18 protein-coding genes and 1 tRNA gene are annotated in these 19,636 nt (G+C 68.0%); 10 read left to right on the top strand and 9 right to left on the bottom strand.

What is annotated here, in order from left to right:
• Nucleotides 1-117 precede the first annotated feature (117 nt).
• The 4 genes from AXA68_RS13490 (at nt 118) to AXA68_RS13480 (ending at nt 5,686) form a co-directional block, all read left to right on the top strand.
• Nucleotides 118-1,428: a DUF7544 domain-containing protein gene (locus AXA68_RS13490; RefSeq protein WP_198530060.1), complete on the top strand. Its 1,311-nt coding sequence runs from the start codon at nt 118-120 to the stop codon at nt 1,426-1,428.
• A 162-nt stretch (nt 1,429-1,590) separates the two neighbouring features.
• Nucleotides 1,591-3,843 (top strand): NADP-dependent malic enzyme, encoded by a 2,253-nt coding sequence (locus AXA68_RS13485; RefSeq protein WP_066417795.1) that lies wholly within the window; start codon nt 1,591-1,593, stop codon nt 3,841-3,843.
• Nucleotides 3,844-4,144: 301 nt separating this feature from the next.
• Entirely contained in the window at nt 4,145-4,687 is a 543-nt protein-coding gene (locus AXA68_RS16845) for a hypothetical protein (RefSeq protein WP_157884841.1), read from the top strand.
• Between the two features lie 180 nt (nt 4,688-4,867).
• Nucleotides 4,868-5,686 carry a polysaccharide deacetylase family protein gene (locus AXA68_RS13480; RefSeq protein WP_066417792.1) on the top strand — a complete coding sequence of 273 codons (819 nt, stop codon included), beginning with the start codon at nt 4,868-4,870 and terminating at the stop codon, nt 5,684-5,686.
• Between the two features lie 62 nt (nt 5,687-5,748).
• Here the strand turns inward: AXA68_RS13480 and AXA68_RS13475 are convergent, their stop codons facing one another.
• A complete protein-coding gene (locus AXA68_RS13475) occupies nt 5,749-7,176 on the bottom strand; it encodes an MATE family efflux transporter (protein ID WP_066417790.1) in 1,428 nt (475 codons plus the stop codon).
• A gap of 213 nt (nt 7,177-7,389) precedes the next feature.
• Here AXA68_RS13475 and phoU point away from each other — a divergent pair, with 213 nt between their 5' ends.
• Nucleotides 7,390-8,064 carry a phosphate signaling complex protein PhoU gene (phoU, locus tag AXA68_RS13470; RefSeq protein WP_066417788.1) on the top strand — a complete coding sequence of 225 codons (675 nt, stop codon included), beginning with the start codon at nt 7,390-7,392 and terminating at the stop codon, nt 8,062-8,064.
• Nucleotides 8,065-8,133: 69 nt separating this feature from the next.
• Nucleotides 8,134-8,529 carry a thioesterase family protein gene (locus AXA68_RS13465; protein WP_066417786.1) on the top strand — a complete coding sequence of 132 codons (396 nt, stop codon included), beginning with the start codon at nt 8,134-8,136 and terminating at the stop codon, nt 8,527-8,529.
• A gap of 525 nt (nt 8,530-9,054) precedes the next feature.
• On the opposite strand, the gene AXA68_RS13460 is transcribed toward AXA68_RS13465, so the two are convergent.
• From AXA68_RS13460 to AXA68_RS13450, 3 genes are all read right to left on the bottom strand, one after another.
• Nucleotides 9,055-9,333, bottom strand: a complete 279-nt coding sequence (locus AXA68_RS13460) for a DUF7553 family protein (protein ID WP_066417785.1) — start codon at nt 9,331-9,333, stop codon at nt 9,055-9,057.
• Between the two features lie 115 nt (nt 9,334-9,448).
• Nucleotides 9,449-9,982, bottom strand: coding sequence for a cob(I)yrinic acid a,c-diamide adenosyltransferase (locus tag AXA68_RS13455; RefSeq protein WP_066417782.1), 534 nt, complete (start codon nt 9,980-9,982; stop codon nt 9,449-9,451).
• Nucleotides 9,979-10,218 carry a glutaredoxin family protein gene (locus tag AXA68_RS13450; protein WP_066417779.1) on the bottom strand — a complete coding sequence of 80 codons (240 nt, stop codon included), beginning with the start codon at nt 10,216-10,218 and terminating at the stop codon, nt 9,979-9,981. The genes AXA68_RS13455 and AXA68_RS13450 overlap by 4 nt, the downstream gene beginning before the upstream one ends.
• Before the next feature lie 107 nt (nt 10,219-10,325).
• On the opposite strand from AXA68_RS13450, the gene AXA68_RS13445 reads away from it, so the two are divergent.
• Nucleotides 10,326-10,400 (top strand) — tRNA-Val (locus AXA68_RS13445).
• A 601-nt stretch (nt 10,401-11,001) separates the two neighbouring features.
• Nucleotides 11,002-12,045 (top strand): aspartate-semialdehyde dehydrogenase, encoded by a 1,044-nt coding sequence (gene asd, locus AXA68_RS13440; protein WP_066417777.1) that lies wholly within the window; start codon nt 11,002-11,004, stop codon nt 12,043-12,045.
• Between the two features lie 458 nt (nt 12,046-12,503).
• Here asd and AXA68_RS13435 read toward each other — a convergent pair whose 3' ends face one another.
• Nucleotides 12,504-13,274, bottom strand: a complete 771-nt coding sequence (locus AXA68_RS13435) for an SDR family NAD(P)-dependent oxidoreductase (RefSeq protein WP_066417775.1) — start codon at nt 13,272-13,274, stop codon at nt 12,504-12,506.
• Nucleotides 13,275-13,353: 79 nt separating this feature from the next.
• Nucleotides 13,354-15,351 carry a 3-hydroxyacyl-CoA dehydrogenase/enoyl-CoA hydratase family protein gene (locus AXA68_RS13430; RefSeq protein ID WP_066417772.1) on the bottom strand — a complete coding sequence of 666 codons (1,998 nt, stop codon included), beginning with the start codon at nt 15,349-15,351 and terminating at the stop codon, nt 13,354-13,356.
• Between the two features lie 178 nt (nt 15,352-15,529).
• Between AXA68_RS13430 and AXA68_RS13425 the strand changes: the two genes are divergently transcribed.
• Nucleotides 15,530-16,126, top strand: coding sequence for a DNA-3-methyladenine glycosylase family protein (locus AXA68_RS13425; protein WP_066417770.1), 597 nt, complete (start codon nt 15,530-15,532; stop codon nt 16,124-16,126).
• A gap of 2 nt (nt 16,127-16,128) precedes the next feature.
• Here the strand turns inward: AXA68_RS13425 and AXA68_RS13420 are convergent, their stop codons facing one another.
• The 3 genes from AXA68_RS13420 to AXA68_RS13410 all read right to left on the bottom strand — a co-directional run bounded on the left by AXA68_RS13420 (nt 16,129) and on the right by AXA68_RS13410 (nt 18,381).
• Nucleotides 16,129-16,452, bottom strand: a complete 324-nt coding sequence (locus AXA68_RS13420; protein ID WP_066417769.1) for a DUF3784 domain-containing protein — start codon at nt 16,450-16,452, stop codon at nt 16,129-16,131.
• Between the two features lie 150 nt (nt 16,453-16,602).
• A complete protein-coding gene (locus AXA68_RS13415; RefSeq protein ID WP_066417766.1) occupies nt 16,603-17,019 on the bottom strand; it encodes a Rieske (2Fe-2S) protein in 417 nt (138 codons plus the stop codon).
• Nucleotides 17,020-17,028: 9 nt separating this feature from the next.
• Entirely contained in the window at nt 17,029-18,381 is a 1,353-nt protein-coding gene (locus tag AXA68_RS13410) for a putative ATP-dependent zinc protease (protein WP_198530059.1), read from the bottom strand.
• A 120-nt stretch (nt 18,382-18,501) separates the two neighbouring features.
• On the opposite strand from AXA68_RS13410, the gene AXA68_RS13405 reads away from it, so the two are divergent.
• On the top strand, nt 18,502-19,521 hold the full coding sequence (locus AXA68_RS13405) for a succinylglutamate desuccinylase/aspartoacylase family protein (protein ID WP_066417764.1): 1,020 nt from the start codon (nt 18,502-18,504) through the stop codon (nt 19,519-19,521).
• Nucleotides 19,522-19,636 lie beyond the last annotated feature (115 nt).

Genomic DNA, 19,636 nt, shown 5'->3' with positions numbered 1-19,636 from the left:
GGCGCCGAGCCGGACCGGAAGCACGGAGATCGGGTGGCGGCGTGGGGACGAAACCCCGCGCGGACCACGGACCCGCGTGAAGATGATATATATGGGAGGCCCGTGAAACGGCCGGACATGAGTTGGAGCGCCGTCGACGCCGTGGACGACGCGGTCGAGGCCACCCGTAGGTTCCTGTTCCCGTTCAGCCTCGTTCGCTGGGCGAAGCTCGCCCTCCTCGTCCTCCTGATGGGAGGTGGCGTACGCACGAACGTCTCGGTCCCCTTCTTCCCGAACCCCGAGTTCGCGACCGGTCCGGGAGGGCCGGTAGGGGAGCCGACGGAGGGCCCGAGCGGCGAACCGCTCTTCGGACCGAACGGGCTCCAGGGGGACGTCGGGCTCGAAGCGGTCGACGCGAACCTCCTCGTCGCGATCGCGGCGGTCATCGTCGTCGTCGCGGTCGCGGTCTCGGTCGCGTCGATATCGCTGCGCCTGGTCTTCTACGACGCGCTCCGCACGAACGAGGTTCGGCTCTGGAGACCGTTCGTCGAGCGTCTGCGACAGGCGCTCGGGCTGTTCGTCTTCTCGACGCTGATCAGCCTGCTGCTGGCGATCCCCGTCGTCGTCGCCGTGTTGACCGAGGTGGACGTCGGCTGGGGGCCCGCGGACGCGCTGGGGTCGGCCGTCGCCGGGCTCTCGACGTGGGGGATCGGCGCGCTCGTGGCGCTCACGGTCCTGCTCGCCGTCGTCGTGCTCTTCGTGCTCCGGTTCACCTACGAGTTCGTCGTTCCGGTGATGGTCCTCCGCGACGAGGGCGTCCTCGCGGGGTGGGGGCGGTTCCTCCCGACGCTCCGCGAGTCGTGGGTCGAGTTCCTCCTGTATCTCGTCGTCCACTTCTTCCTGGGCGTCGGCATCTCCGTGGCCGAGAGCTTCGTCTTCCTCTTCGTCGGCGGGCTCGTCGCGGTGTTCGCCGGCGTCGTCGTGCTGATCGCCGGCGGACTCCTGGGCGGGTTGCCGGCGGTGACCGGGACGACCGCCGGACTCGCGGTGCTCGCGGTCGTCGTCGTCGTCGCGCTGCTCGCGCTCCTGATCCTGCTTCTCCCCGTCCGGCTCCTCACCCGGACCTACCTGATCGCCTACGAGGTCTCGACGCTCGGCGGCATCGACCCGGACCTCGCGATGCTGGATCGGGAGATCGACCCGAACGCGTCGGGCGGGTCGAGCGGCGACGACGAGTCGGGCGGTGGCGGTGAGTCGGGCGGTGGCGGTGAGTCGGGCGGTGACAGCGAATCGGGAAGTGGCGGCGGACCGGGAGGTGACGAGGGACCGGACGGAACGGGCGATGACGACGGGTCCGCGGGTTCGGGGGAGTCGGACCTGTGGGAGTCCCCCGACGAGGGGCGAGACCCCGAGGACCGGTCCGACGACCTCTTCGGAACGGACCGGTGATCGCGCCGATCGCGAGCGGATCGACGCGTCCGGTCGGGATCGGTTCGAACGCGGTCCGGAGGACCCGGTCGACCGATGATGTCACCGATGTTAGACGCGTGTCGAAAGCAACTCTCGACGGGTACGGATAGCTTTTTACTCCGTTCCCGAAAGGGGGTACCCATGGGATTGGACGACGACGCACGCGAGTATCACCGGTCGGAGCCGCCGGGGAAGATCGAGATATCGACGACGAAGCCCACGAACACCCAGCGGGACCTCTCGCTGGCGTACTCTCCGGGAGTCGCCGCGCCGTGTCGCGACATCGCCGCCGACCCGGAGTCCGTCTTCGAGTACACGGCGAAGGGGAACATGGTGGCCGTCGTCTCGAACGGCTCCGCCGTCCTCGGACTCGGCGACATCGGCGCGGCCGCGTCGAAGCCGGTCATGGAGGGGAAAGGCGTCCTGTTCAAGCGGTTCGCCGACATCGACGTCTTCGACATCGAGCTGGACATCGAGGAGGTCGACCCGTTCTGTACCGCGGTCTCCGCGATGGAGCCCACCTTCGGCGGGATCAACCTCGAGGACATCAAGGCGCCCGAGTGCTTCGAGATCGAGGAACGCCTCCGCGAGGAGATGGACGTCCCCGTCTTCCACGACGACCAGCACGGGACCGCGATCATCTCCGGCGCGGCGCTGATGAACGCGGCGGACATCGTCGACAAGGACCTCTCCGACCTCGAGATCGTCTTCTCGGGGGCGGGCGCGTCCGCCATCGCGACCGCGCGGTTTTACGTCTCGCTCGGCGCGAAACGCGAGAACATCACGATGTGTGACTCCTCCGGGATCATCACGGAGGCGCGGGCGGACGCCGGCGAGGTCAACGAGTACAAACGGGAGTTCGCGAGCGACGTCGAGGGCGGCGACCTCGCGGACGCGATGGCGGGCGCGGACGTGTTCGTCGGCCTCTCGGTCGGCGGGATCGTCTCCCAGGAGATGGTCCGGTCGATGGCGTCCGATCCGATCCTCTTCGCGATGGCGAACCCGGACCCGGAGATCACCTACGAGGACGCCAAGGCCGCCCGCGACGACACCGTGATCATGGCGACGGGCCGGTCCGACTACCCGAACATGGTGAACAACGTCCTCGGGTTCCCGTTCCTCTTCCGCGGCGCGCTCGACGTGCGCGCGACCGAGATCAACGAGGAGATGAAACGCGCCGCCGCTGAGGCGCTCGCGGAGCTTGCTCGGAAGGACGTCCCCGACGCCGTCGTGAAGGCGTACGGCGACGACCCGCTCCAGTTCGGCCCCGACTACGTCATCCCGAAGCCGCTCGACCCCCGCGTGCTCTTCGAGGTCGCGCCCGCGGTCGCGCAGGCGGCCATGGTCTCCGGCTCCGCGCGGACCGATATCGACCTCGAGCGGTACCGCGAGCGCCTCGAGGCGCGGCTCGGCAAGTCCCGCGAGATGATGCGGGTCGTGTTGAACAAGGCGAAAAGCGACCCGAAGCGGATCGCGCTCGCCGAGGGGACGGACGAGAAGATGATCCGGGCAGCCTACCAGCTCTCCGAACAGGGGATCGCCGAGCCGGTGTTGCTCGGCGACGCCGACGAGATCGCCCGGACGGCGGACGAGCTCGGGCTCTCGTTCCGGCCGGAGATCGTGGACCCCGACGAGCGGGACGTCACGGCGTACGGCGACCGGCTCCACGAGCTCCGGAAGCGGAAGGGGATCACCCGGCGCGAGGCGAACGAGCTCGTCCGACGGGACACGAACTACCTCGGGAGCGTCATGGTGAAGGCGGGCGACGCCGACGCGATGTTGACCGGGCTCACCCACCACTACCCGTCGGCGCTCCGGCCGCCGCTTCAGGTGATCGGCTCCGCGGCCGACACCGACACCGTCGCCGGCGTCTACATGCTGACGTTCAAGAACCGCGTGGTGTTCTGTGCGGACACGACCGTCAACCAGGACCCCGACCGGGAGACGCTCGCGGAGATCACCCGCCACACCGCCGACCTCGCCCGGCGGTTCAACGTCGAACCGCGCGCGGCGGTCCTCTCGTACTCGAACTTCGGGAGCGTCGACAACGAGGGTACCCGGAAGCCGCGGGAGGCGGTCGAGCTCCTCCACGAGGACCCCGAGGTCGACTTCCCGGTCGACGGGGAGATGCAGGCGGACACCGCCGTCGTCGACGAGATCCTCAACGGGACCTACGAGTTCTCCGAGCTCGACGAGGCCGCGAACGTGCTCGTGTTCCCGAACCTCGAGGCCGGCAATATCGGGTACAAGCTGCTCCAGCGGCTCGGCGGCGCGGAGGCCATCGGCCCCATGCTGGTCGGCATGGACGAGCCGGTCCACGTCCTCCAGCGCGGCGACGAGGTGAAAGACATCGTCAACCTCGCCGGCGTCGCGGTCGTCGACGCACAGGAGTGAACTGAGCGGTCGGGGTCCTCCCCGAAGAGCTCCGTGAGGACGCCTGGAGGCACGATTCCGTCGGCCCGTCGAGCGGACATCGAAGGTGGTTGCGTCGAAATCCGTACTTGCTGATGCGTTTCAACACCCTGCTGAGTACAGGACGCAGATCTCGCACAGAACGTAGGACTTCAGCTGTTCCAGATCGGTCAGTACAGTAAACTAATGATGTAATCTGGCCGTGAGCCGCCGCTCTCTTCGATCGCAGGGGACGCCCGGACAGGCAGTAGGTACTTGTCAGGGGCGGCTCACATAATAGGGTATGACCCCCAAAAAAGAGGCAGATTCGGACTTTGACGTGACACGGGAAAGTGCCGAGTTCGTCGCAGACAACGCATTTCGATTGCTACGACTTGACCTAATTCTCATCGGCATTTATCTGACAGTTGGTGGATACCTAAGCAGTCTCAATCCAACGCTTCAACAGGCAATCGGGTCAAGCTGGTATCTGGTAGCTTCTGTCGTTCTACTACTTATGTCGATAGTTGCGGGCTATCTGACCTACGAATCTGCGGGCCGTATTGCGGCTATCAATATGTACGACGATCCTGAACAGGTTTACCAGAAATATACAAGCACCCAACGGCTTGTGTTCAATCTGAGATATTCTGTTTTGCTTGCACTACTATCAGGACTTGCCTTCGGATTCGGTGTGATGGACGGGATTTCTCCTAACGGATTTTCACTCGGAGAAGCGTGGCAATTCACCTTTGGACTTCTTGTCCTGACTGCTCTACCGATAATTGCGGCCCATCTTGGAATTCGGGTGTTCAGACGGCTTCGGTCTTTCCGCACCACCAACTAATGAGAGCAACCGCGATTGATATGTAAGCCAACTATATCAGCTAATTCAGTACACGCTTTGAGAAAACAACGCAGTTCCCGGTGCTGACTACGTCCTCTACGTCTCGTACGCAAGACCTATCGTTTCGGGAAGATTTCAACCGCCTCGAAGATTTATGCCTCCCGCCGAAGAGTACGCGGTATGTCACACAGCGTCTGTCTCACGTACGACTTCGACGCCGTTTCCGGCTGGACGAGCGCCGGGATGCCGGAGTACCGCTCGTGGGGCGTGTACGGCGCCGAGACCTGCGTCCCGCGGCTGCTCGACCTCCACGACCGGACCGGCGTCCCCTCGACGTGGTTCGTTCCGGGACACACGATAGAGAGCTTTCCAGAGGCCTGCGGCGCGATCTACGACCGCGGCCACGAGATCCAACATCACGGCTGGAGCCACGATCCGCTCCCCTCCTTCGGCTCCCGGGAGGCCGAGCGACGCGACTTCGTCCGCGGCATCGAGGCGATAGAGGAGTTGACCGGCGAGACGCCGACCGGCTTCCGGAACCCCGCCGGCGGCTTCTCGGAACACACCGTCGACCTGCTCCGGGAGTTCGGCTTCGAGTGGGACTCGAGCGGTACCGAGCGCGACCTCCGGCCGTACTACCTCCGCGAACCGGGAACCGTCGAGCCCGATCGGCCGTACCGTCGCGGCGAGCGGACCGACATCGTCACGGTCCCGGTCCCGTGGCACCGCGACGACTGGCTTCAACTGTTCCCCGTGGCCTCCGACCCGCAGTTCGTCTCCTACGGCCACGAGCCGGACGTGTTCCACCGGTGGCGGACGGAGCTGGACTGGATGCGCGACCACGTCGAGGAGGGCGTCCTGACGCTGCTTTTACACCCGCAGTGTGCCGGCCGCGCCCCGTTCGTCGCCGAACTCGAGTCGTTCGTCGAGGACGTGACCGATCTCGACGACACGGCGTTCGCCGACGTCTCGACCGTCGCGGCGTCGTTCTCGTCGTAGGGAGCGTTCTCCTCGGAGGAGGCGTTCGGAGAGTGTGGCGACCGCACAACGGGACGACCCCCTCAGTCGCTTCCCGCGCCCGACCGGTAGCGCCGGCTGACGACCTTCCAGCGGCCGGACCGGAACAGCCCGTAGTTGATCAGCCCCGGAACGAACGGCTCCAGGATCAGCGCCAGGTAGAGCCCGACGACGCCGAGCGGCGTGACGAGCCCGAGGAGCGCCGCGGGGAGCGCGAAGGCGTACCGGCCGAGCAGCGAGGCGACGAAGGGCCAGCGGGTGTCGCCCGCGCCCACGAGCGCGCCCGAGGCCGTTCCGTCGAGGCCGAGTCCGACGGCGCTCACGGCGGCGACACCGATGAACGCCGCGGTCGCGGCGACCTCCTCGGGCCCGGAGACGAACAGCTCCGCGAGCGGCGACGCGAGCAGGATCACGACCGCAGCGAGGGCCACGTAGATCACCATCGCGAGCCGGATGATCTCCGCCCCGTAGGCCCCGGCCTCCTCCTCCTCGTCGGCCCCGAGCCGCTGGCCGACGAGCGAGCTCGACGCCAGCGACATCCCCCAGTTGACGCTGTTTATCATCGCGCGGACCCGCCGGGCGACCTCGAGGGCCGTGACGACCACCGGCCCGAACGAGGAGGCGACCCACAGGAGCGGGAAGACCACGAGCCCCTGTGCGAGCCGCCGGCCGATCTCCGGGGCGGAGACCTCGAGCAGCTGTCGGACGATCGCCGCGTCCACGACCGAGCCGGTGACGGCGATCGGGACGGGACTGGGTTCCATCCCCAGGCTCCCGTACGAGCGGCCGAGCATCCCCCAGCCGAGCACGACCGTCACCGCGCCGGTCGAGAGCGTCGTCCCCAGCGCGACGCCGGCGACGCCCATGTCGAGCCCGAAGATGAACAGGGCGCTGAGCACGACGTTGAGCACCGCGCCCCCCGTCCGGGCGACCATCTCGGTGAACGTGTCGCCGACGCCGGTGTACGTCCGGCTGGCGATGAGGTTCAGCGTCTCGAAGAGCACGGCGGGCGTGACGTACAGCAGGTACACCGTCCCGTACCGCAGCGGGTCGGGCCCGGCCCCGAGGACGCCGATCAGCTCGGGCGCGAACCCCACGAAGAGCGCCATGACCGGCAGCGACATCGCCGCCGCGAGCAGCGCGCTCTGCGTGACCACGCGCGAGGCGCGCTCCGTCCGACCGCCCCCGTAGTTCTGCGAGACGAGGCTCACCGTCCCGCCGGCGAGGCCGAGCCCCAGCAGGACGACGATGCTCCAGTAGCCGAGCGCGAACGCCAGCCCGGCCGTCCCGGCGGTGCCGATGGCGATCCCGACCATCGCCAGGTCCGCGGTCTGTTTGGACATGATCGCGAACCCGGTCACCACGCGCGGCCAGGCGAGATCGAGCGTGGGGCGGAACCGCTCGGCGTCGATGATCCCCCAGCGATCGAGGAGCCGTCCGAGGGCGTCGACCGGGTCGCGAGGGATCGGCATGCCCGATACAGCGTCGGACGGCACTTCCCTCTGGCGGCTTCCCGAGTCGGTTGCCGGGGAAACGGTGAGCGGCCCGTCCGACCCGATCGCGTCGCCCGTCATGGGGTGTGATTCCGGCTCGCCGACCGCCCGGCGGCGCGGGTGACCGTGCGATCGCCGTCGGGCGATCGCCGACGTGTTTTTAACCGTTCGGCGTGGTCTTCGACCGAGACGATGCCACGGGAACAGTATCAGACGAAACTGGAGAACCTCCGCGACGACGTGCTCTACATGAGCGAGCTCGTCGCCGACCGGCTCCGGATGGGCCTCGACGCTCTCGAGCGGCGGGACGCCGAACTCGGCGAGCGCGTGATCACGGGCGACGCCGAGGTCAACGAGCTCTATCTGGAGTTAGAACAGCAGTGTACGGACCTCATCGCGCTTCAACAGCCGGTCGCCGGCGACCTCCGATTCATCGCGGCCTCGTTCAAGATCATCACCGACCTCGAGCGGATCGCCGACCTCGCGACCAACCTCGGCGAGTACGCCGGCGAGGCGGAACGCGAGGTGTTCCCGGACGTCGACGTCCAGCGGATCGGCGACGACACCCTGGAGATGCTCGACGTCGCGATGGCCGCCTACGCCGAGTCCGACCCGAGCCGGTGTCACGAGGTCGCCGAGATGGACGACGACCTCGACGCCGCCTGCGAGGCGGCGAGCGACCTCGTCGTCCGCGACCTGATAGAGCAGGACCACCTCGACGAGGAGGCCGACGTTGAGGCGACGATGGCGAACGTCTCGCGGCTGCTGTTGACGATCCGCGACCTCGAGCGCGTGGGCGATCACGCGGTCAACATCGCCGCCCGCGCGCTGTACATGATCGAGAACGACGACGAGCTGCTGTACTGACTCCCGGTCGCGAGGGGCCTCCCCGCCGGGATCCGACGCGTACATACCGCGGCCCGAAGAGAACCCGACATGAGCACGTACACCACGGAGATCCCCGTTCGATTCCGCGACATCGACGCGATGGGACACGTCAACAACGCCGTGTACGCGACGTACCTCGAACAGGCTCGGACGGACTACTTCCGGGACGTCCTCTCGGCGGACCTCTCGGGCGTAGCGACCGTCCTCGCGTCGGTGTCGATCCAGTTCCGGCGGCCGGTCGAACTCGGAGACGGGACGGTGGCCGTCGAGGTCGACGTGCCCGAACTCGGCGAGTCGAGCGTGCCGATGACCTACGAGGTCCGGACCGGAGGAGACGTGGTCGCCGAGGCGGAGTCGGTCCAGGTCGCCGTCGACGACGAGGGATCCTCGCGGCCGATCCCGGAGACGTATCGAGAGGCGATCGAGGCGTATCACGGCCTGTAGACGGGTGTTTCGCTCCGAGGAAACATGAGGCTGGTCACGAGAGATCTCTCGCGTTCGTGATTAAACGATCGTGAGCGTCGACGTGCTTATAGAACGGTGTTTTGTGGGAGAATCGGATGGATAGAAGAGGATCGTTGCTGGCGCGGTGACTACCGCCGAAGCCCCAGCCGGCTCCGGTCGAGGGCCTCGCTGCGGTCCTCGTCGCTCACTGCGTTCGCTCCTGCGGTCCTTGCGTCGGCCGTCTTCCCGGAGCCGGCTGCCCCTTCGAGTCCCACCCCGCCCCGCACGGTCCCGCACCTCACGCCTCCCCAGCCTCGCTCGCGGGCTCCTCGTGCCCCTCCAGGGCACTCGGAGGCGCAGGGCGAGAGCGAAGCTCTCGCTTGAAGCCGGCGGCTCCGCCGCCGGCGACGCCACCGCGACCATGGATCGCTCACCCCTTCGTCTACACTGACCGAAACGGAAACGGATCTACGGCTGACGGGAGTTAACGAGCCAAAACGAGAGACCGCCCGTGTCCGCTCCGGACTATTCGGCCGGCTGCTCGTCGCGCTTGCGGTACGCCTCGACGCGCTCGCGCGCCGACTTCACGGCTTCGCGAGCCTCGCCCTCGGCGCGCTCCTCGAGTGCTTTGAGGTCGGTCTGGAGCTTCTCCAGCCGCGACGGCTCCGGCTCCTCCTCGGGCTCGTCGCCGACGAGCTTCGAGACCCGCTCCTGGAGCGGCGCGAGTTCCTCTTTGACGCCCGCCTTCGCGTGTTCGGCCGCTCGACCCAGGTAGTACCGTGCGTCCTCGAAGTGCTTGCTCATATCTGTCCTTTGGTCGAGGACGAATATATGCTTTGTGGAGATCGCGTGCGAGGATGTCTCTCGCGTCTCGAGAGGTGGATCCGACGCCCGGCGCGCGTCGACGGCGATGATTCGCTCAGTACGACGGCGACTCCTCGGGCTCGCCGTCGCGCGCGTTCGCCACCCGTCCGAGGGTGAAACACAGGTCCGAGAGTCGGTTGAGATAGGTGACGGTCGTCTCGTTTATCGGCTCCGAGGCCGCGAGTTCGACCGTCCGCCGCTCGGCCCGGCGGACCACCGTTCGGGCGTGGTGGAGCGCCGCGCCCGCGGGACCGCCGCCGGGCAGCACGAACGACCGTAGCGGCTCCAGCTCCTCGTCGAACGCGTCGATCCACTCCTCCACCCGCTCGACGTGGTCCGATTCGACGGACGGGTCGTCGGGGTCCGGATCGGGGTTCGCGAGATCGGCCTGGACCACGTGGAGGTGGTTCTGGACCGCCTCGAGCATCTCGTCGAGGTCGTCGTGGCCGGTGGGGCGGACGGTCCCGATCAGCGCGTTCGCCTCGTCGACGGTGCCGTACGCCTCGATCCGGTGGCTGGACTTCGACACCCGACTCATGTCGCGTAAGTCCGTCTCGCCGTCGTCGCCGCGGCCGGTGTAGATCGTCATGCGAGCGTTCGCTCGACGTACTCCAGAACGTTCGCGCTCTCGGCCATCGTCACGCCGCGCTCGTCGTCGACGAGGACCGGGACGCCGCGCTGTCCGCTCACGCGTTTGACCTCGTCGCGGTCGGAGTGTAACGCCTCGACCCACGTCGTCTCGTACTCGATGCCGGCGTCGGCGAGCGCGTCGTGGACCTTCTCACACCACGGGCATCCCTCGAGGGCGTACAGTCGGATGGACATGGGCGGATCGTGGACCCGCGCGGGCAAGAAGGTACGTGTCCGGTACGGCTCGAACGTGAGCGACAAAGCAACCCTTAAGTCCCGAGGTCGGGAACGGTGGACCGTACGGGTCGGTGGTCTAGTCCGGTTATGACGGCTCCTTCACACGGAGCAGGTCGGCGGTTCGAATCCGCCCCGACCCATGCTTTTGCCGATACTTTCTGAAGTAGACAATCCCCGTTACGTCTTGCGATTAGGGGATCGATCTACTTTCAACCATATTCGGTTACCGTGTTCGGAGCAATCCTGCCCCTCGGTCAATTCATCCCAAACCTGCTGTGGAACCGTTACGTCGGAGAACTGTGCTTCGAGGAGGTCAAGTCGGTCGATGAGTGCGAGGTTCAAAGCGGGGACGTGTCCGAGACGACTAGCCCGCTATTCGGCATATTCGAGGTCTTCAACTAAAACGAACAGAGCAGGCGCTGGAGAGTCTCGAAATGTCGCCCGCGACACTAACGACCGGTCTCATCTCCGGCGGCGTGCCGCGTCGACCGGGAAACCCTCGTGGCGGGCGGTCGCCTGCGCGGCGACGGGCGGGTCGCTTCCGCGACCGGATGTCACGTGCCTGGGTTCTCCGCGCGGTCATCGCTCCCAGCCGGGAGTACTCGGGCGGGGACTGAGGGCACGCGACCGGTCGTAGACGACGGACGGTGTTAAACCGTCGGTCGTCGCCGCCGCGCCGCCCGCCGCCCCGGCGGACGCGTATCCGAACGCACTTATGCGACTGTCTCTCAGGGTCACCCAATGACTGTACGAGTCGGTATCCTCGGTGCGACCGGTGCGGTCGGTCAGCGATTCATCCAACTGCTCGATAGCCACCCGACGTTCGAACTGGCGGCCGTGACGGCGAGCCCCGAGAGCGCGGGACTGACGTACCGCGAGGCCGCGAAGTGGCGCGTCGACACGCCGATCCCCGACGACGTCGCCGAAATGGAGGTCGTCGCGACCGAGCCGGCGGCGATCGCCGACGCCGACGTCGACCTGCTCTTCTCCTCGCTCCCCTCCTCGGTCGCCGCCGAGGTCGAGCCGCCGTTCCTCGAGGAGGGGTACGTCGTCTCCTCGAACTCCTCGAACGACCGGATGGCCGAAGACGTCCCGCTCACGATCCCCGAGATCAACCCGGACCACCTCGGACTGATCGACGTCCAGCGCGACGAGCGCGGCTGGGACGGCGCGTTGGTGAAGAACCCGAACTGCTCGACGATCACGATGGTGCCCACGCTGGCGGCGCTCGACGAGTTCGGGCTGGAGGCGGTCCACGTCTCGACGCTCCAGGCGGTCTCCGGCGCGGGCTACTCCGGCGTCACGTCGATGGAGATCCTCGACAACGCCATCCCGCACATCGGCGGCGAGGAGGACAAGATGGAGACGGAGTCGCGCAAGCTGCTCGGCTCGTTCGACGGCGCGGAACTCAGCCTCCACGACGCCGACGTGGCCGCCTCCTGTAACCGGATCCCCACCCTCGACGGCCACCTCGAGAACGTGTTCGCCGACCTGGCCGAGAGCCCCGAGCCGGAGGCGGTCCGCGAGGCCATGCGCGGGTTCGAGAGCGCGGACCTGCCGAGTTCGCCGGATCAGCTGATCAAGGTGTTCGGCCCCGACGAGCCGGACCGCCCGCAGCCCCGCCTCGACCGGACGTACGCCGACGGGATGGGGATCGTCGCCGGCGGCGTCGAGTCGACGACGAAGGGGGTCCAGTACAACTGTCTCGCACACAACACGATCCGCGGCGCGGCCGGCGCGTCGATCCTGAACGGCGAGCTGCTCGTCGAGGAAGGCTACGTCTGATCCGGGAACGGAATCCGACGACTCTACGCCGACCCAGCGGCCGTGCGGTCAGTACAGGCGAAGCAACGAACGATCGCCGGAGCGGTGGCGCGCCTGCGAGCGGTCGTCCTTGACGACCGCGAGTCAGCCCGCGAGGGACGCTGCGAACGAAGTGAGCAGCGAGGCTGGGGAGGCGTGAGGTGCGGTGGCTGTGCGGTGGGGATGGGACTCAAAGGGGCAGCCGTGAGGGCGAAGGCGGCCGAAGTAAGCACCGCAGCGAGCGAAGCGAGCGAGGAGCACAGCGAGGCCCCCGAGTCCTCACGGCTGGGGCTTTGGTGATGTTCACCGCCCCAGCAACGATCTCTTTCTTATCACCCCGATCACTAACGAAACGGCCGTTCTATTAGCACTTCGCGTAGCCCGACCTCCCATTCCGTGACGTGTCGAAACGACTGCGCTTGGACGGCGATCGTACTCGCTCAATCCGCCGCCTGCCCGCCGTCGACCGGGATCGTGACGCCGGTGACGTAGGAGGCGTCCGAAGAACAGAGGAACGCGATCACGCCGGCCATCTCCTCCGGATCCGCGCTCCGCCCCATCGGCACCTCGCTCATCGTCGACGTGTCGAAGGGGAGCGTGGACGGATCGACGCCGCCCCGCATGTTCTCGGCGATGTTCGTGTCGGTCGGACCCGGCGCGATGGCGTTGACCCGGACGCCCCGGCCCGCGTACTCCAGTGCGACCGTCTTCGTCAGCCCGACGAGGCCGTGTTTGCTCGCCGAGTAACTGGAGAGCCCGCCCATTCCAACGAGCCCGGCCTCCGAGGCAACGTTGACGATGACGCCGCTCCCCTCCTCTTCCATCACGTCGAGTTCGGCTCGCATACACGCCCAGACGCCCTTGAGGTTGACGTCCATCAGCGTGTCCCACTGCTCCTCCGTGACGTCGGTGACCTCGGCGAACCCGGTGAGGATGCCCGCGTTGTTGACCGCGAGGTCGAGGCTCCCGTACGTCTCGATGGCGACGTCGACCATGCGCTCGACCGACTCGACGTCCGAGACGTCGACCTCGACGAACGTCGCGTTCCCGCCGTCGGCCGCTATCGACTCGGCCGTCTCCCTCCCGGTCTCCTCGACCACGTCCGCGACGACGACGTCGGCACCCTCCTCCGCGAGGCGGCGGGCCGTCGCCCGTCCGATCCCGGAGCCCGCTCCCGTGACGACCGCCGTCTTCCCGTCCACTCCGTTCATGTTCGCGTGGGCGTTGGATGTCAACCGGAATATAGCTTCTTCCCCCGGCGATCGATCGCTCCGGGCGGCGGACGCGCCCCTACTTCCCCTCGAACTCCGGCTCCTCGTCGCCCATGAACGCCGTGACCCCCTCCATGAGGTCGTCGGTGTTCATCACGTGGCCGAAGCCCATCGCCTCCACCTCCAGTCCGGCGTCGGCGTCGGTGCGTCCGGCGTGGATCGCCCGCTTCGTGTACTTCTGGGCGATCGGCGGGCCGCCGGCGAGCTGCTCGGCGAGCTCGCGGGCGCGGTCGTCGAGCTCGTCGTTCCCGACGACCTCGTTCACGAAGCCGTAGTCGGCCATCGTCTCGGCGTCGTAGCGGTCGGCGGTGAGGATGATCTCCTTCGCGCGCCCCTCGCCGACGATCCGGGCGAGCCGCTGGGTGCCGCCCCACCCGGGGAGCAGTCCGAGGTTCAGCTCCGGCTGGCCGAGCTCCGAGCGCTCGGAGGCGACCCGCAGGTCCGCCGCGGTCGCAAGCTCCATCCCGCCGCCGAGACAGTAGCCGTCGATCGCGGCGACGACGGGTTTGTCCGACGCCTCGAGCTTCCCGAACGTCTCCTGTCCCTGCCGGGAGAGCTCCACGGCGTGGATCGGGTCCGCGCCGCCCGCGGCCATGCTCTGGACGTCCGCGCCCGCGGAGAACGCCCGATCGCCCGCGCCCGACAGGAGGATCGCCCGCACGTCGTCGTCGCCGTCGAGACGGTCGATCGCGGCCGCGAGCTCGTCGAGCACCTCGTCGCTTATCGTGTTCATCCGGTGGGGACGGTCGATCTCGACGTGGCCGACCCGGCCGTCGACCGCGACGTTCAACACCTCGAACTCGGCCGCGCCGCTCTCCCCGTCCGCGTCGCTCCCCGCGGCCGCGCCGCTCCCGCCGCGGAACCCGCCCGCTTCGGCGGCCTCGCGAAGATGGTCGGTCGCCTCGTAGCGCGCCTCGCCGGTCGCCTCGTGGAGGGTGTCGAGCGTCTCGACCAGTTCCTCGATCCCCTCGTCGTCCGCCAGTTTGGCAGGTCCGTCGGGGAAGCCCGCGCCGAGCTTCACGGCCTCGTCGATGTCGGCGACGTCGGCCACGTCGTCGCCGATCAGCCCGGCGACCTCGTTGGCCATCACGGCGAGCAGCCGTCGCCGAACCTCCTCGTCGACCGCGTCGGTCGGGATCTGCGCGCCCTCGCCGTCCTCGTAGTCGTAGAACCCCTTCCCGGTCTTTTTGCCCAGGTTCCCCTCTTCGACCTTCTCCGCCAGGAGCGGGCAGGGACGGTACGCCTCGCCGAGGGCCTCGTACATGTACTCCAACACGTGGTATCCCACGTCGATGCCGACCTGATCGGCGAGCTCGAACGACCCCATCGGCAGGCCCATGTCGAACTTCGTCGTGGAGTCGACGGTCTCGATCGTCGCGTCGCCGGACTCGACGATCCACGCCGCCTCGTTCATCAGCGGCACGAGGACGCGATTGACGATGAAGCCCGGGCTGTCCTTGCGGACGCGCACGGGCGTCTTCCCCATCTCCTCGGCGAGCCCCTCGATCAGCTCGAGGGTCTCCTCGTCGGTGTGGGCCCCGGAGATGACCTCGACGAGGTCCATCCTGACCGGCGGATTGAAGAAGTGCATCCCGCAGAAGCGCTCGGGCCGGTCCGTGACCTCCGAGAGCTCGGTGATCGAGAGGCTCGAGGTGTTCGTGACGAGGACGGCCTCCTCCGGGACGTGCTCGACCACCTCGTCGTACACGTCCTTCTTGATGGCCATCTTCTCGGGGACGACCTCGATCACCACGTCGGCGTCGGCGAGCGCGTCTTCGAGGTCGACGAACGTCTCGACGCGGTCGAGCGCCGCCTCCGCCTCGCCGTCGCCGATCCGGTCCTTCTCGGCGAGCTTGCCGAGCGACCACTCGATCTGGTCGTAGCCGTCCCGAACCAGCTCCTCTTCGATGTCGCGGAGCGCGACCTCGTAGCCGGCGAGCGCGGCGACCTCGGCGATGCCGTGTCCCATGTTTCCGGCCCCGAGTACCGCGATCCGCTGAACGTCTTCGAGTCGCATACGGGAAGGTCGCAAGCGCTCCGGTTCAACGTTTCCATTTCCCAAACGAAAAACCAGAGTAGAGTTTATTTCGTGGGTGAACGGGTAGTCGGAGACGGGCGGGTGGCCGGGCGGTCGGCTCGCCGGCGCCGGCCGCGACCGGAAACGTACACGTGTCTCCGCGCCCAACGTCGGGTCGATGGACGACCGAATCGCGGCGACCCTACGCGAGGACCCGACGATGGCCGCGCTCGTCGACCGCCACGGCCGGCTCGCCGTCGAGCCCGCCGACGACGAGTTCGCTCGCCTCTGTACCTCGATCGTGAACCAGCAGCTCTCGACCGCCTCCGCGGCGGCGATCCACGAGCGGTTCCTCGGCGTCCTCGGCGGCGATCCGACCCCCGACCGCGTGCTGGCCGCCGACGAGGACGCCCTCCGCGACGCCGGGCTCAGCCGCACGAAGGTCGAGTACCTGCGATCGGCCGCGACGGCGTTCCGCGACGGGGAGCGCGACCTCACCCGGGAGGGGCTCGCCGACGTCGACGACGACGCGGTCGTCGAGGCGCTCACGGAGATCCGCGGCGTCGGCGAGTGGACCGCCCGGATGTACCTCATCTTCGCGCTCGGCCGCGAGGACGTGCTGCCGCTCGGCGACCTCGCGGTGCGGAAGGGGATAGAGCGGGTGTACAACGACGGTGAGGAACTGTCGCGAACGGAGATGCGCGAGATCGCCGAGGCCTGGCGACCCTACCGGAGCTACGGGACGCGGTACGTCTGGGCGGAGTACGAGTCGTAGCCTCAGGCGGCCTTCGCCGGCGCGTACGTGTGGAACCGGTAGATCAGTCGGGCGACCGCGAAAACCACCGCGGCCGCGTACACCGCCGGGAGGAACGCCGGGGGGTCGACGAGCGCGACGACGACGCCGATCGCGATCCCCGCCAGTCCGATCCGGAGGACGGTGTTTCCCGCGGTCTCCGCGACGACCTCGTCGGGGACGGACGATGTCCCGTCGTACCCCGCGAGCAGGAACGTCCACCCGCGGAACCTGATCAGCCAGCCGGCGACCGCGACGAGGCATCCGACCGCGATCCACTCGACCGAAGGGGAGGGCAGTCCGAGCATGTTTCACGGTTCGTCGCTCTCCCCCATAAGTTTGCGGCCGGACGATCCCTCCGGTCGAGTCGACACGGATCGGTGGTTCGCCGACCCCTCCGACGGGACCGTCGACGAGGGGCGTCCTCGGGGGACCCGGCTCAACGAACGCCTCCCGGTTCAAAGCGAGAGGTGCGACGTCGACCCCGGCCCCTCGTCGTCGTCGGTTCCCCCCTCGTGGAGGAACGTGTACCGGTCGTCGGCCAGGTGGATCTCGCCGTCCTCGACCGCGAGGTCGACGCCGGGGAGCGTCGTTCCGGCCGCCGGGCCGTCGTCGCACTCGCCGGAGCAGGTATCGAAGTGCGACCCGTGCCGCGGACAGACGATCGCGTCGTCCCGGATCGCCGCGCCGTCGCCGACGTCGAGGGACTGGCTCTCGTGCGGGCAGGTGTTGCTCCACGCGCGAACCCCGGGATCCTCGTCACAGCGGACGAGGATCAGCTCCGTCTCGTTCGCGAACGGGTCCTTCGCGGTGAAGCGATACGACCCGTTCTCGGGGACCGCCTCGAGGTCGACGATCCGCGTTCCGTCGGCCATCGGCTCCCGCTACTCCTCCTCGAGGATCTCGCCCGACTCGCCGCGCTCCGTCTCGTCCGTGTCCGCGCGCTTGCGGACGTTGACGCGGTAGTCGGAGAGGATGTCGCGGCCGAGAAGCAGCGGGTACTCCATGTGCCCGCGGTCCTCGACGCTCGCGGTGACGGTGTGTTGGTTGCCGCCGATCCCGATCACGAGGTCGACGACGGGGCGGGCCTTCCCGCCCTTCACGCTGCCCGACTTCACCCGCGTCATGCTCTTTATCGGTCCCGCGCCGATCTCCGCTGCGAGCGAGGTGTCGATGCTGGTCCGGGTCGCGCCCGTGTCCGACTTCGCGAACGCCTGGACCGAGCCGGAGGTGCCCGTGGCGACGACCTCCTCGATGTAGCCGATGACGGGCTGTTCGCTCGGACGCGACTTCGGCTTCGGCGCACACGAGGGACGGGAGTCGTCGAGCGTGCCCGCGAGCCGGGCCACGTCCGCGTCGTCGACCTCGCCGTCGACGGTCTCGATCGCCAGCTTGGCGATGTGCGGAGCGGGGCTCGTGCCGGTCGCCTGGAAGAGGCCCTTGAACCCCGCGGTGGGGTTGACCTCGAGGACGTACCAGCCGTCGTACCCCTCGACGAGATCGACGCCGGCGTAGTCGAGCCCCATCACCTCCGCGGCGTACAGGGCGGTGTCGGCGGCCTCCTCGGGCATGTCGTCGGTGGCGTCCTCGACCGCGCCGCCGAGCGCGACGTTGGTCCGCCAGTCGCCCTCGGGCGCGTAGCGGTACATCGACCCGACGATCTCGTCGCCGACGACGTACACCCGCAGGTCCCGGTGTTTCTCGTCGTCGCGGTCGATGAGCTGCTGGAGGAACGCCTGGCGGTTGCCCACCTTCGGGTTCACCCGCTCCGTGAGGTCGACCTTCCAGGTGCCGCCGCCGTGGGTGCCGATCGCGGTCTTGTACACGCCCACCTCGCCGAAGCGCTCGCGGTCCTCGTTGAGTCGGTCGTTCGAGAGCGCGAGCAGGGCGTCGGGCACGCGGATGTTCCAGTCGGCGAGCGTCGCCGCGGTCGCGAACTTGTGGATCGACGCGAGCACCGCGTCCGGCTCGTTGAGCATCGGCCGGATCCGCTCGAAGGTCGTCGCGAGCCCGAGGAGCTCGGCGGGCTGGTCGGTGTTCGACAACAGCAGCCGGTTCGCGATCACGTCGACGGCGGGCTCGACCGCCACGTCGCCGTCCTCGACGCTTATCGCCGCGTTCTCCTCGCGGAGCCACACCGGCTCGTGCCCGAGGTCCTCGACCGCGTTACAGATCGCCTTCGTCTCCTTGCTGTTGTGTAGCGACAGCACGCCCACCCGTACCGGATCCGTGGTCATGGAGGTGAGTGTGACGGCCGGGATGAAAACTGGTCCGATCGTTTCACACGATTAAAACCAGTCTGACACGTTCGTACCCCGTGCGTCACGTATATACCCGACCCCCGGTTCGCGTGTGACATGGGAAACGACCGGGCGTTCACGTACAACGGCGGCGCGGTCCCGCCCGGCGAGACGCAGAACATCCGTTACGGTATCAGCGAGACGTACCTCGGCGACCCCGTCCGCATCCCGGTGACGATCGTCAACGGCGAGCGCGACGGCCCGACCGCGTTCCTCTCCGCGGCCTCGCACGGCGACGAGCTCAACGGGATCGAGGTCGTCCGGGAGGTCGCCCACGAGTGGGACCTCTCTGACCTCCGGGGCACGCTCGTCTGTCTGCCCGTGCTCAACGTGCCCGGCTTCCTCGCCCAACAGCGGTACCTCCCCGTCTACGACCGGGACCTGAACCGGTCGTTCCCGGGGAAGCCGGGGTCGACGAGCTCGAAGCGGATGGCCCACCGGATCTACTCGAACTTCATCGAGCCGTGCGACTTCGGGATCGACTTCCACACCTCGACGCGTGGACGCACGAACATGCTCCACGCCCGCGGCGACATGACCGACGAGGGGGTGTACCGCCTCGCGATGGCGTTCGGCTCGAGCGTGATAATCGACAGCGACGGTCCGAGCGGAACCCTCCGCGGGGAGGCGACCGCGGACGGGATCCCGACGGTCACCGTCGAGATGGGCGAGGCCCACCGGTTCCAGCGGCACCTCATCGACGACGCGCTCGCCGGCGTCCGGTCGGCGTTCGCGGAGTACGGAATGCTGGAGACGGAGTCCGTCCGCTGGCCCGGCTGGCGCACGGTGGTCGCGGGATCCGGAGAGAAGACGTGGCTCCGCGCCGACTCCGGCGGCATCGTCGACACCCACTACGAGAGCGGCTCGCTGGTTCGGGAGGGCGAGCGGATCGCGACGATCACCAACCCGTTCAAGGAGGACGCCGTCGGCGTGAAAGCGCCCTTCACCGGGCTGTTGATCGGCGTCCTCGAGAACCCCGTCGTCTACCCCGGAAACCCCCTCTGTCACCTGGTCGAGGTCGACGAGTCGACGGAGCGAGTCCTCGAGTCCCGGGAGTCGTCGGCGTCCCCGCGTTGACCGCCGGTCGGCGGTCCTCGGCCGCGGGCCCTCCCGGGTCCCGCGCCGGTCCGACGAAACGATCGGTATTACCCGCTGGGCTACGAAGGGACACGCGAAACGTAATGACCGGACC

Source organism: Halorubrum aethiopicum, from assembly GCF_001542905.1.
Lineage (GTDB): Archaea > Halobacteriota > Halobacteria > Halobacteriales > Haloferacaceae > Halorubrum > Halorubrum aethiopicum.
The sequence above is the reverse complement of the archived record's forward strand: the minus strand, read 5'-3'. Positions and strand labels throughout refer to the sequence as shown.